Below are 12,952 nucleotides of genomic sequence, written 5' to 3'. Positions count from 1 at the left end.
CGGGGCGGAACAAAGCCCCGTGACGACCATGGCTGGGCATATCTCACAGCTGACGGGACACCCGTCATGGCGCGGGGCGGCCGGCGATGCCAGGGTCCATGCTCGGAGACCATGAGCGGTGTGCAAACCATGGCCCGTCAGGCGCTCGCCGTCCGATGGCCACGATGGCCACGACGACCGGTCCGACAGGCGCTGATCCCGCGGCACCTGCGTGCCGCCATCCCCGGAGAGGGCCTCCTGAGGCTGGCGTCGACCTTGTCCAGGCTGGTCCCGAACAAGTCCCTTAACGTGTCCCGGGTGGCATCTTGCCTGACCGGCTGTCACCCTCGATACCGCGGTGCACAGCGTCGCTGGATGACGAAGGAGGCACGACGGATGCAGGTGGACGATGTGACCACCGAGTTGGTCGTCAATGACGCACCTTCCCGCGGGCGGCTGACCGTGCTGCAGGTGAGCTGGCGACGGGCCGACCCGCTTGCCGTGACGTTGGAGCTCATCTCCCGGCCCGATCATCCGGCGCTGCCGCGAGGTACCTGGGTGGTGCTGCGAGACGCGCTACGCGCCGGTCTGGACATCCCCACCGGCGGCGGTGACGTGCGGATCACCCCGGAACCGGACCGCGGCTGTGTGCGGCTCGATCTGACATCTCGTGAACTCCACTCCGTCGTCCGGCTGGACATCGAGGCCGCGCGGGCGTTCCTCGACGCGACCGAACAGGTGGTTCCCCGCGGCGCGGAACGTTCTGCCGAGGAACTCGACGCCGTTCTGGCCGATCTTCTACGTACCTGACCTCCACGTACCCGCTCCCGCCGTCCCCGGCCTGGGGCCGTGCGGACGTCCCGTTGTCCCGCGGCGTGACAGGAGCCCCGGCGGTCAGGACGCGGCTGACGCCGGCCCGGCCGCCGACCCGAAGCCGGCCCGTGGCCCGAGGATCTCCCGGAGGAACAGCCCAGTATGGCTGCTCTCAACCGCGGCGACCACCTCCGGCGGTCCTTCGGCGATGACCCGTCCGCCACCGGTCCCGCCCTCCGGACCCATGTCGATGACCCAGTCCGCCGTCTTGATGACGTCCAGGTTGTGCTCGATGACGATGACCGTGTTGCCAGTGTCCACAAGGCGGCCGAGAACACCCAGCAGTTTACGGATGTCCTCGAAGTGCAGCCCGGTCGTGGGCTCGTCCAGCACGTAGGCGGTGCGGCCGGTGGAGCGCCGCTGGAGCTCGGCGGCGAGTTTGACCCGTTGTGCCTCCCCGCCGGACAGCGTCGGTGCTGACTGGCCGAGCCTGACGTAGCCGAGACCGACGTCGTTGAGGGTGCGCAGATGCCGGGCGATCGCGGGAACGGCCGCGAAGAACTCCGCGGCCTCCTCGATCGGCATATCGAGGATCTCGGCGATGCTCCGGTTCTTGTAGTGGACCTCCAGCGTCTCCCGGTTGTACCGAGCACCGTGGCAGACCTCGCACGGCACGTACACGTCCGGCAGGAAGTTCATCTCGATCTTGATGGTGCCGTCCCCGGCGCAGGCCTCACAGCGGCCGCCCTTGACGTTGAACGAGAATCGCCCAGGAAGGTAGCCACGGACCTTGGCCTCGGTGGTCTCGGCGAACAGGCGGCGAACGTGGTCGAAAACGCCGGTGTAGGTGGCGGGGTTCGACCGCGGGGTCCGGCCGATCGGGGACTGGTCAACCCTGACGACCTTATCAAGATGATCAATACCGGTGACGCCGCGATGCCGTCCCGGTACTTCCCGAGCGCCGTTGAGCGTGTTCGCCAGTACCGCGGCCAGGATGTCGTTGACGAGAGTGGACTTCCCCGAGCCGGAGACGCCCGTGACGGCCACGAAACAGCCGAGGGGGAACGACACCGTCACATCCCGCAGGTTGTGCTCACGGGCCGCGTGGACGGTCAGCGCGCGGCCCGCGGTCGGCTGCCGCCGGATGTCGGGCACCGGTATCTCGCGGCGGCGCGACAGGTACGCCCCGGTGATCGAGGACTCCGCATGGAGCAACGCCTCCACCGAGCCGGACACGACGACCTTGCCGCCGTGCTCACCAGCCCCCGGCCCGATGTCCACCACCCAGTCGGCGGCGCGGATCGTGTCCTCGTCGTGTTCGACGACGATCAGGGTGTTACCGAGGTCGCGCAGCCGGACCAGCGTCTGGATGAGGCGGCGGTTGTCCCGCTGGTGCAGGCCGATCGACGGCTCGTCCAGGACGTAGAGGACCCCGACCAGCCCCGAACCGATCTGGGTGGCGAGCCTGATCCGCTGCGCCTCCCCCCCGGCCAGCGTGCCGGCGGCACGGTCCAGGGACAGGTAGTCGAGCCCGACGTCGAGCAGGAACGCGAGCCGCGCGTCGATCTCCTTGAGTACCCGGCCGGCGATCGTCCGTTCCCGTTCGGTGAGCTCGAGCGCCCGCAGGAACTCGGCGCACTCCCCGATGGCCATAGCGGCCACCTCGGCGATCGAACGACCACCCAGGGTTACCGCCAGTGATTCGGGTTTGAGCCGGGCGCCGCGGCAGACCGGGCAGGCGATGTCACGCATGTAGCCCTCGTAGCGCTCACGGCTGCTGTCCGACTCGGCCTCCCGATGGCGGCGGCCGAGGAAGGCGACTACCCCCTCGAAGGCGGTGAAGTACTGGCGTGACCGGCCGTACCGGTTGGTGTAGGCGACCTGGACCTCGGTCTCCCCCCGTCCGTGCAGCACAGCCTTGCGTGCCCGTTCCGGCAGGCCCTCCCAGGGGATGTCCATCCGGAAGCCGAGATCGTTGGCCAGGGCCTCCAGCAGCCGGGTGAAGTACTCCTTGTTGTGGCCGGCTGACCACGGCGCGATCGCTCCGTCGTTCAGCGACAGCGTCGGGTCGGGAACGACGAGCTCGGGATCGACCTCCTTACGGGTGCCCAGGCCGGAACAGTCCGGACAGGCACCGTACGGGGAGTTGAAGGAGAAGGACCTCGGTTCCAGCTCCTCGAACGACAGGTCGTCGTACAGGCAGGCGAGATGCTCGGAGTACATCCGCTCACGGTCGGGGCCGCCCGGGTCGCGGTCGACGAAGTCGAGCAGCACCAGACCACCACCAAGGCCGAGTGCCGTCTCGATGGAGTCGGTCAGCCGCTGCTTTGCCGACGCCTTCACCGCCAGCCGGTCGACCACGACCTCGATCGTGTGTTTACGCTGCTTCTCCAGTTTCGGCACATCGGTGAGAGCGAGGACGCCGCCGTCGACACGCGCGCGGGCGAATCCCTTGGACTGCAGGTCCGCGAAGAGGTCGAGGTATTCGCCCTTGCGGCCCCGAACGATCGGGGCGAGCACCTGGAAGCGAGTGCCCTCGGGCAGCTCGAGCAGCCGGTCGACGATCTGCTGCGGGGTCTGCCGGGAGATCGGTCGCCCGCACTTCGGGCAGTGCGGGCGACCCGCCCGCGCGAACATCAGGCGCAGGTAGTCGTACACCTCGGTGATCGTTCCGACCGTGGACCTGGGGTTTCGTGAGGTCGACTTCTGGTCGATCGAGACGGCTGGGGACAGCCCCTCGATGAAGTCGACGTCGGGCTTGTCCATCTGGCCAAGGAACTGGCGGGCATAGGCCGACAACGACTCGACATACCGCCGCTGCCCCTCCGCGAAAATTGTGTCGAAGGCGAGGCTGGACTTTCCCGAGCCCGACAGACCGGTAAAAACAATCAAGGAGTCCCGTGGCAGGTCGAGGTCGACATCGCGCAGGTTGTGCTCTCGCGCGCCGCGAACGACGAGACGGTCTGCCATCGTGGGATCCTTCGCGGTCTGCTCGGGTGACGGGACATGCCGCGTTCGAGGACGGATGTCCGCGGCGCCTGCCATGGTACGGACGAGCCCCGACAGCTTCGGAGCGACATCGCGGTGGAGACAGCGTGAGACGAGCCCCGCCATGATCGCTGGCCTGGCCTGGCCTGGCCTGGCCTGCCACGGCCACCGGCGGCGGTATGATGTTCAGCGGAGGAGAACATGGGACACGGCGAGCACGGGTATTCGGGAGTGGTCGCGGCCGGCGGGCCGGCGGATGTCCGCGAGCTGCCGGGGCTGACGATCATCAAGATCGCGGTTGGTCCGATGGACAACAACGCCTACCTGCTGCGATGCGCCGTAACCGGCGAGCAGCTTCTGATCGACGCCGCGAACGAGGCCGAGACGCTGTTGGGCCTCATCGGTGCGGCGGGGCTCACCACCGTGGTGACGAGCCACCATCACAATGACCATGTGCAGGCGCTGGACGCGGTGGTCGCGGCGACCGGGGCGCGGACGGTGGCGCACCCGGCCGACGCCGACGCCATCCCGGTGCCGACGACGGTCCTGGTCCGTGACGGCGACGAGGTGACCGTCGGCGCCGCCACCCTGCGGGTGATTCACCTGGTTGGGCACACACCGGGGTCGATCGCGTTGCTCTACGATGCCGACCCGGCCGCACCGCATCTGTTCACCGGTGACTGTCTGTTTCCCGGTGGCCCCGGTGCCACTTTCGGGAACGCCTCGGCGTTCAGCTCTCTCATGGATGACCTCGAGTGGAAGGTTTTCGGGCCGTTCCCGGATGCCACCTGGATCTATCCCGGGCACGGCAGGGACACAACCATCGAGGCGGAGCGGCCGCATCTCGCCGAATGGCGTGCCCGCGGCTGGTGAGCGAATACCGGGGCGGCTGGACGCGGTTCAGCGCGCCCGGCATGAGGGGACGCGGCGTCGCGAATCATCCACCCGGGCACCGCCACCTGACCGAACGCCCTGCCGCCGGATCCTCGTACCGGTCGAAATCCCGATCTCACGCACGCTCTCGCGGCGAAATCTCGGGCTCGAGGCCAGCAACCACGGTGTCATGCAGCCGGTTCCGGCCGACAGTGAGCGCGCGCCGCACTTCCGCCTCGATTTCGAGAGGATCGATCCCGAGCCTGCGGCCGATATGAACAGACCAGATCTCGCTGCGCACATTGGTCTCGAAGTCCAGTTCGCTGCGCAGGTCGTTACGAGCTGCCTGTCGATTCTGGCTCACCATGACAAATGTGCTGAGAAAAATGGCCTCCAGGCTGACAAGCATCGTCAGCAGGCCATAAGGATAGCGGTCGAAAACCAGCGCGGGACCCCAGACCCCCGTGTTCGCCACAATCCAGAGAGCGAACCACAGAGCGTGGATGTAGACGAATCTGAGACTGCCCGCAAAAGCCGTCACAGCGTCGGCCACCCGGTCCTGTGAGCTCTTCAGGCTGGCGACGAGGTGAGTCTCGTTACGGATGTGATGCCGCGGCCGCTCGCTGGCCCCGGCCGGGAGCGGCCGCGGCCTGACGGTGTTGACCGGCCGCTCGCAGGCCGGGCAGCGGTCACCGGAACGATCGGGCGCGGCGGGCGGCTGGCCGGCATCAGCGGATTGGGCGCTGGTCATCTGCCCAGGTTCCCACTGGGGGCACAGCCGTGGTACCCGGTCCAGGCTGGTCGGTCGTGCGAGGCGGGAACAACGCGGCCCAAGAAGCTCCGGCAACAGGGTCATGGATCAGGGAGCGAGGTCGGGGCGCGTGTATCGCGAGGTGACGGAGGGAGTCACCTTGGCGATGACGCGAGGTGCGTGCCCCACGGCCGGTCGCGCTAAGTGGTACCGGCAATACCAGCGCGGCGTCGATGGTACTGGCAATACCGCTCGCGCTATCGAGGTGGTGACAGAAGATTCGATCACTGATGCAGATATTTCATCATTCTGGTTCAATCAGGCGGATCGAGGGAAATTGACGCATGCCACGGGTCCAGCCGCACCCCGGCACCATGACGGGGAGCTGCTATTTCGGTACGCGCGGTAGCCGCACCCCCACACAGAAGGAGACCGAATTGAACGAGCTACAGACATTCCATTTACCCGAGTTCATCGACGGCACGGAATCCGACCGCGCGCTGGCGCGTGCGATGGTGCGAGCCTGGCGGAGCGACGGAATATTCCAGATTGCTACCAGCCCGGCACAGGATCAAAAAACCCAGGCCGCGATTGAATCGAGCAAACGATTTTTTCGCCTGCCCATGAAAGCCAAGAGCCAATGTGTGAGTGAGCTGACCTACAGCGGCTACATCGCGTCCGGTGAGGAGGTCACGGCCGGCGAAGCGGACTATTCCGAGATTTTCACGGTCTGTCCGGACATCGCGTTGGACGATGCCCGTGTTCAGGCGCGGTGGCCATGCCACGGCCCGACCCCCTGGCCCGACGCCGAATACCAGCGAAGCATGCGGGTGTTCATGGACGAACTCGGCCGGGTGGGTGAGAAACTACTGAAGCTGACAGCGCTGGGCCTGGAGCTTGATGACACCGACGCGCTGACGAGGCTGACCGCTGATGGCTGGCACCATATGCGGGTCCTGCGTTTTCCCGCTTTGTCGAAGGAGAGCCGTCGCGGCATCGGCGCCCACACCGACTACGGGCTGCTGGTAATCGCCGCCCAGGATGACGTGGGCGGGCTCTACATACGTCCGCCGGTTGCCGGGGAGAAGCGGAACAGGAACTGGCTGGCGAACGAGAGCGCCGCCGGCATGTACGAGAACGAGGAGCCGTGGACGTTCGTGCGGCCGGTGCCGAGCGTACTGACGGTGTTCCCTGGTGACATTCTTCAGTTCCTGACCGACGACTTTCTGCTCTCGACACCGCACAAGGTCAGGCTGAACACCCGAGAGCGTTTCGCGCTCGCGTACTTCCATGAGCCCAATTTTGCGGCCCGCATCCGTCCGCTGTCCGGGGTGAGTGCCGACTGCATCCACTACGGGACACATTTTACCAATATGTTCATGCGTAGTTATCCAGCACGAATTACTACCCAACGCATCCTCGCGGAGGACCGCCTGTCAGTCCTGCCCCTCCTGCGGGATGACGGCGGGCTCCTGATCAGCTGATCTCCGAGCCCGACCTGGCGGGTGACCCGCCGTACGCTTGTTGCCGGACCGTTAGCGCGGTCCGGCAACAAGGCTCCGTCAGCTTCCCGGAACCACACCGGCCGGCGGCACGGATTCACTTTCCGCGATACCTCCCGCCGGATTTTTCACATCCTTCCTATCCTTTTTGGTCTTCTCCTGTTTTTCCGCCCGGGTGGCAGCCGCGCCCGGCCGGCCAGTGTCCTCAGCCGCGCGGCGGGCATCGGCGAGGAACGGCCCGCCGCCGCTCGGGTCGAGTACTCCCGCCTCCGCCCAGTCGAACCTGCCGGCCAGAACCTGTTGCGCGGCCCGGAAATTGTAGGTGTCGTCGTTGCTCCACAACGCGTCGAACAAAACATCGACCCGGCGCCGGGCCTGCCGGCAGAACAGGTCCGCCAGCTCGATGGCGGTCGGCTCACCGTCCCGCGCGAGCAGCTGCGCACGAACCACACACGCGCTCATGGCGAACAGCTCCGCACCGATGTCGACGATACGGCCAAGAAACATCTGTCTCTTTTCCAGGCCGCCCTTCCAACGGCTCATCCCATAGAAGGTCGAGCGGGCCATTTTGCGCGCCGACCGTTCAACGAACCGAAGGTGCGTCGCGAGCGCGCCAAACTCAGCGAAGGAACGCGGGCCGGTCCCCTCCCCGACAACCAGTCGGGGCAACCAGCGGGCGTAGAAGCCAGCCGCGCGCGCGGAGGTTCTCGCCTTGGCCGACAACGGGATCTCCGGCTCGATGATGTCCCCGGCGACCGTCAGATGGGTGTCGACCGCCTCCCGGGCGATGAGCAGTTTCATGATTTCGCTGGAGCCCTCGAAGATCCGGTTGATACGCAGGTCGCGCAGCATCTGCTCGGCCGGGACGGGCCGTTCACCGCGATTGGCCAGCGATTGCGCCGTCTCGTACCCGCGGCCACCGCGGATCTGCACCATCTCGTCGGCGACCAGCCACGCCATCTCGCTCGCGTACAGCTTGGCGAGCGCGGCCTCGATCCGGATGTCCTTACCGCCTTCGTCGGCCATCATCGCGGTCAGGTCGACGACCGCCTCCATGGCGAACGCGGTCGCGGCGATAAAAGCGATCTTCTGAGCGATCGCCTCGTGCCGGCCGATCGGCTGGCCCCACTGAACCCGCTCAGCGGCCCACTCCCGGGCGATCCGCAGCGAGTACTTCGCGCCGCCGGCGCAGACCGCTGGCAGGGCCAGCCGGCCGGTGTTGAGGGTCGTCAACGCAATCTTGAGCCCTTCCCCCTCCCGGCCAAGCCGGTCTTCGACCGGTACTCTCACCCGGTCGAAGCGGGTGACACCGTTCTCGATGCCACGCAGACCCATGAACTCGTTGCGGTGCTCGACCGTGACACCGGGCGCGTGCGCGTCGACGATGAAGCAGGTGATGCCGCCGTGACGCTCCGCGGCTGTCGGCACGACAGCCATCACAACCAGCCGGTCCGCGATCACACCGTTGGTGGTCCACAGCTTGCGGCCGGACAGCTCGTAGGCCACACCACCGTCCACAGGAACGGCCTGCGCACTCATCCGCGCGGGATCGCTGCCCACATCTGGCTCGGTCAGCAGGAACGCGCTGACCTCCTTGCGGGCGACCAGTGGCAGGTACCTGCGCTTCTGCTCACGTGTGCCGAATCTGCGAACCGGTTCGGCTACCCCGATCGACTGGTGCGCCGAGAGCAGAGTCGGGATGGAGGAATGCCAACTACCGGCGAGCGCCAGCGCCCGATTGTAGTACACGGTGCTCAGCCCGAGGCCGCCATACTCCTCCGGGATCTTCATGCCCAGCGCGCCCAGCCCTTTGAGACCATCGAGGACGTCCCGCGGAATACGACCATCCCGCTCGATCTGGAGCGGGTCCACGTGCTCACGCAGGAATTCCTCGAGCCTTTCAAGAAAGGCCTCACCGCGCGTCCTGTCAGCCTTCGACGGCCGGGGGTGCGGCGAGATGAGATCGAGGCGAAAATGCCCGAGGAAGAGCTCCTTACCGAACGACGGACGCGTCCATGCCGTCTCACGCGCGGCTTCGGCGACCTTGCGGGCGTCCTTTTCGTCCACTTGTGGCATATTCAGCTCCCAGGCTCAGCAGATCTGCTATGCCTTTTCTTCCCCGCCCGGAGCGATCTATTGTCTGTTGCTGGCGGCACGCATCGTGCTTTTTTGGTCGTTGGGTTTTGGTGGGTGGCTGGATGAAGATCAAGTTCATCAAGAAGTGTCGTCAACATCGTTGACTACACTGTAGGTAACAGAAAACACGAAGGAGACCGATGGAGACCGTGCAGCCTCGCCACACCCGCACCCCTCGCGGGACGCTGTCCCAACAGCTGCTGCTCGACACCGCGATGGAGATCGTCGACATCGGTGGGGTCGGAGGCTTCAGCATGCGAGCGCTCGGTGCCCGGCTGAACATCGACCCCACTGCCGTCTACCGGCACTTCCGCACCAAAAACGATCTTCTGGAGGCCCTGGCCGACCGGGTGGTGCGAGGTACGGAGCCACTCCCCCACTCCGGGAGCCCCCTCGCCGACCTCCGGGAGACCTTCGCCCAGCTGCGCCGGTCGCTCCTGCGCCATCCCACTCTCGCACCGGTCGTCCTGCGCCGGCCGCCGGGCGGCGAAGCCAGCTGGGAACGGACCAACCACACGATCGGTCTGCTCCGCGACGCGGGAATGCCCGATCATGAGGCGGCCAACGCCTTCCAGACGCTGCTCTTCTACACCCTCGGGCACTCCCTCACCGAAGCTCGCCACACCGCGGCGACGATCGCCCGCAAGGGGCCGGACGCCACCGTCACGCCAGTAACCGCGATCAGTCCGGCCGCTTCCCGCTACCCCCACCTCGCCGCAACCGCCGACCACCTCGCCGCCGAGATGGAAACCCAGTTCCACGAGGGGCTGGGCCTCGTCCTCGCCGCACTCGCGATCTGACGGCCCGCCCCGCCGATGAGGGCGTCCAGCCCGAGCTCAGGGGCGCATGGCCCCGCCGTGACACTCGGTCCGGACGCACTCACGGTTGTTGCCAGTAGGCGCTCCGGACGTATCATGATCAGCTATAACCAGGTTGGCCACTCAGCTGACAGTGACCGGCAAGCCGTTCATCAAGATCAAAAACGACAAAAATCGTCAACGTCGTTGACTACAGTGTAGGTAAACACCGGCACCATGACGCACGCTTTTGTGGGTGTTCGGGGTCGGTGGCGTTCAGGGCATCGGTGTGGTCGAGGGTTCCGGCGAGCGCGAGCCGGAGTAGTGTACCCCGCCGGTTGTCGACGATCTTTACTTGGATGTTGAGGCCTCCGTACAGGTCCCGGACCGCTTGGAGGCGTTGTGCGTGGGATGCGGCGGAGATGTGGTGGTCGGCGAGGGTCTGATGCCCCGCTGGGAACAAATCGCCCGCGGACTCCGCCTCGACATCCACGACGGCACCTACCCACCCGGCGCATCCCTCCCCAGCGAAGCCGACATCGCCCACCGCTACGACTGCTCCCGCCCCACCGTCCGCCGCGCCATCACCACCCTCGTCGGCGAAGGACTCCTCACCGTCGCCCACGGCCGCGGAACCTTCGTCCGCACCGACCCCGACCGCTACCTCATCGTCATCGTCATCGTCATCGGCGCCGACGACCACCCCGACTACCTCCACCACCCCCCACACGGCTGGCTCAGCCTGATCAGCAGCAGCCCCGAAGACGCCCACAGCCACCTTCGCCTCGGACTCGCCATCGACGAAGCCACCCACACCGACGCCACCACCTTCGACATCCGCCCTGGACGACTCCTCATCCACCGCCGCGCCGCCTGGACCCACATCAAAACCAACCGCCACCTCTACGCCCACTCCGTCACCCCCGACCCCAACCCCGACACACTCAGCACCATCGAACAGCGCCACGACCACCCCAACCCCTTCTACCAAGCCCTCATCGACGACCCCGAACACATCAGCTGGAACCTCACCCTCACCGCCGCCATGCCCACCCCCGAACTCGGCACCTACCTCAACGCCCCACCCGGCACCCCCACACTCCGCATCCAACGCACCCTCCATGACGACCACGACTACCCCCTCGAACACACCACCATCCACGCACCCGCCAACCACTACGAAATCACCACCACCAAACACACCCCCACCTCCACATCTGAACCCGCGAGCGAGCGACGTACCTCTTCTCACCGCATCGACAGCTCATCCAAGTTCGTACTTATATGCGGCTACCTGACTGGAAAAGGGTGTCGGCATGTCCGTAGGGCCGCTCGTTCCTATAAGATCTTGCCGGAGCTTCCCACGATGGACGGAGATGACGCGGTGGCTGACCTACTCACCGAGGCAGCGTTTGATCTACGGACGGACTCACACGATGATGTTCTTACCGAGGTTGAAAAGTGGCTTGGCGTGCAGCTTGACCGTTCATCGTCGGAGTACGGAAGGCAGGGCGTCACTGCTGGCTTCCGTACTGATCGAGATACCTGGGTTCGGATTCAGTGGCGCCGGATGTGGGTGATCAATGGCCCTGCGTGGACCGGAGCTGAATGCGCATCGGTGTTGCGCCATGTCGCCAAACCGGATCTGTTGCGATCGGTCCGCTGGCGTGACGATGCAAGGGGAATGGTATGGCGTGCCGACGAAATGGAGTTGATCCTCTCTCCGGCCGTCAGCAGTAGTGGTGTCGTCGGTAGTGAACCGGTACTTTCGGACTCGTGGTGGAGAAGTCTTAAGACTTCTTTCGCCGCACTAGCCGCGCATAAGACCGAGCGGGTAGGTATGTCGTCTGCTCATCTTATCCGACGCATTAAGGAAGTTTTCGGCGACTCCGTCGACACCACAATTGATGAGTGGGTAACTGCTCACGCCGACATCCACTGGGGAAACCTTACCGCGCCCGATTGCTATCTACTGGACTGGGAAGATTGGGGAGTTGCTCCCCGTGGATTCGACGCTGCTATGCTTTGGGGTCACTCCTTGCGCGTCCCCAAACTTGCTGATCACATCCAGCATGAATTTCAGGTCGACCTCACCACTCGTTCCGGGAAGCTCGCCCAACTTGTATTCTGCGCGAACGTAATTCGCGTTTCTGCACGACGTAGCGAACCAAACCCGCTTCTAGAACCCTCGAAAAACGCGGCTTACGCTCTCATTTCCGAACTCCAGACTCGCCGATAAATCTCACTCGTCATCCTCTGTTCTCGTTTCCATATTCCCGACTCTCTCACGGAGTAAATGGCGGTAATGTCCAATTCTTTCTCTATTCGGCCGAAGCTTTGCAGCTTCCACCATTTGCTTCAAATGCGCTGGGGAATTAGTTCCTGCGGCGACGCTACTTACAGCGGGCAGTTCGAAAGCCAGGCGGAAGATAGCTTGCCGATTCGAAAATTTTTGGCCACCTTCCAGAAACTGTGCAACTCTGGATTGTGTAACAAAGCGATATCTGGTGTACGCCCAGGGGCTTCAGTAGATTCTTCGAGAGCCCGATAAAGCCGATTTGGATCGAGAGAGTGCTCTACGCCTCCGACTCCAGGGAAAACCCCCACTTTGGTCGAGATCGCAAATTCTGGCAGCAAATCTCCGGCTACGCGCAATAAAGTACGGTGCGATGCGAAGTTGTAGTAGTTATAGCCAGTATCCAGTGCCCGAACTTCAAGTTTCAGAGCTTCTTCGAATAGCTGTCGCTCGTGACGAGATCGGTATAGCCCAAGGATAGTTCGGGAATCAGCTCGGCGCATATCTCTTCCTGAATTAGTACGTTGGCAAGCTGTGCAACATCAAGGCCGGTAGTTGCTGCCAACTCATCTAAGATTACTGGAAAACCGCTGAGAAGTTCCTCTAAGGCAGGCAGCGCACCTACGGAGAAGGTGATTTTCTTGCCTGCCGCGAAGAGGTCGACTCGTCCGTCACGCCTTTCCAAGTGGGGTGGAAATTCGGCTACACACACTACGCTGGTTGGATTTCCGAAAGTTCCACCGGTGGCCACATGACGATGGGCAGGTCGTTCCTTTTCCCGTGCTGCAAGGAATTCCGATGGCAGACGCGACATGGC

Annotated in this window: 8 protein-coding genes and 1 pseudogene; 5 read left to right on the top strand and 4 right to left on the bottom strand. The window is 64.7% G+C overall.

What is annotated here, in order from left to right:
- Positions 1–375: 375 nt before the first annotated feature.
- Positions 376–789, top strand: coding sequence for an SsgA family sporulation/cell division regulator (locus MJ777_RS14170; RefSeq protein WP_239309447.1), 414 nt, complete (start codon positions 376–378; stop codon positions 787–789).
- Between the two features lie 84 nt (positions 790–873).
- Here the strand turns inward: MJ777_RS14170 and uvrA are convergent, their stop codons facing one another.
- A complete protein-coding gene (gene uvrA / locus MJ777_RS14165) occupies positions 874–3,762 on the bottom strand; it encodes an excinuclease ABC subunit UvrA (RefSeq protein WP_239376711.1) in 2,889 nt (962 codons plus the stop codon).
- 219 nt (positions 3,763–3,981) lie between these two features.
- On the opposite strand from uvrA, the gene MJ777_RS14160 reads away from it, so the two are divergent.
- A complete protein-coding gene (locus MJ777_RS14160) occupies positions 3,982–4,653 on the top strand; it encodes an MBL fold metallo-hydrolase (protein ID WP_239376702.1) in 672 nt (223 codons plus the stop codon).
- A 136-nt stretch (positions 4,654–4,789) separates the two neighbouring features.
- Here MJ777_RS14160 and MJ777_RS14155 read toward each other — a convergent pair whose 3' ends face one another.
- A complete protein-coding gene (locus MJ777_RS14155; RefSeq protein ID WP_239309441.1) occupies positions 4,790–5,206 on the bottom strand; it encodes a DUF1003 domain-containing protein in 417 nt (138 codons plus the stop codon).
- Between the two features lie 635 nt (positions 5,207–5,841).
- On the opposite strand from MJ777_RS14155, the gene MJ777_RS14150 reads away from it, so the two are divergent.
- Positions 5,842–6,888 (top strand): 2-oxoglutarate and iron-dependent oxygenase domain-containing protein, encoded by a 1,047-nt coding sequence (locus MJ777_RS14150; RefSeq protein WP_239376700.1) that lies wholly within the window; start codon positions 5,842–5,844, stop codon positions 6,886–6,888.
- A gap of 78 nt (positions 6,889–6,966) precedes the next feature.
- Here MJ777_RS14150 and MJ777_RS14145 read toward each other — a convergent pair whose 3' ends face one another.
- Positions 6,967–8,982: an acyl-CoA dehydrogenase family protein gene (locus tag MJ777_RS14145; RefSeq protein ID WP_239376698.1), complete on the bottom strand. Its 2,016-nt coding sequence runs from the start codon at positions 8,980–8,982 to the stop codon at positions 6,967–6,969.
- A gap of 200 nt (positions 8,983–9,182) precedes the next feature.
- On the opposite strand from MJ777_RS14145, the gene MJ777_RS14140 reads away from it, so the two are divergent.
- Both MJ777_RS14140 and MJ777_RS14135 read left to right on the top strand, forming a co-directional pair.
- Positions 9,183–9,842 carry a TetR/AcrR family transcriptional regulator gene (locus MJ777_RS14140; protein ID WP_239376696.1) on the top strand — a complete coding sequence of 220 codons (660 nt, stop codon included), beginning with the start codon at positions 9,183–9,185 and terminating at the stop codon, positions 9,840–9,842.
- Between the two features lie 421 nt (positions 9,843–10,263).
- The gene (locus MJ777_RS14135; RefSeq protein WP_239376694.1) at positions 10,264–12,078 is read left to right on the top strand and encodes a GntR family transcriptional regulator; all 1,815 of its coding nucleotides are present in this window, start codon (positions 10,264–10,266) and stop codon (positions 12,076–12,078) included.
- Positions 12,079–12,559: 481 nt separating this feature from the next.
- On the opposite strand, the pseudogene MJ777_RS14130 reads toward MJ777_RS14135, so the two are convergent.
- Positions 12,560–12,952 (bottom strand): annotated as a pseudogene (locus tag MJ777_RS14130) (cupin); the annotation flags it as partial.

This window comes from Protofrankia sp. Cj5 (assembly GCF_917627405.1).
In the GTDB taxonomy this organism is placed as follows: Bacteria; Actinomycetota; Actinomycetes; order Frankiales; family Frankiaceae; genus Protofrankia.
Note: the sequence above shows the minus strand (reverse complement) of the source record. Positions and strands in the feature narration are given on the sequence as shown.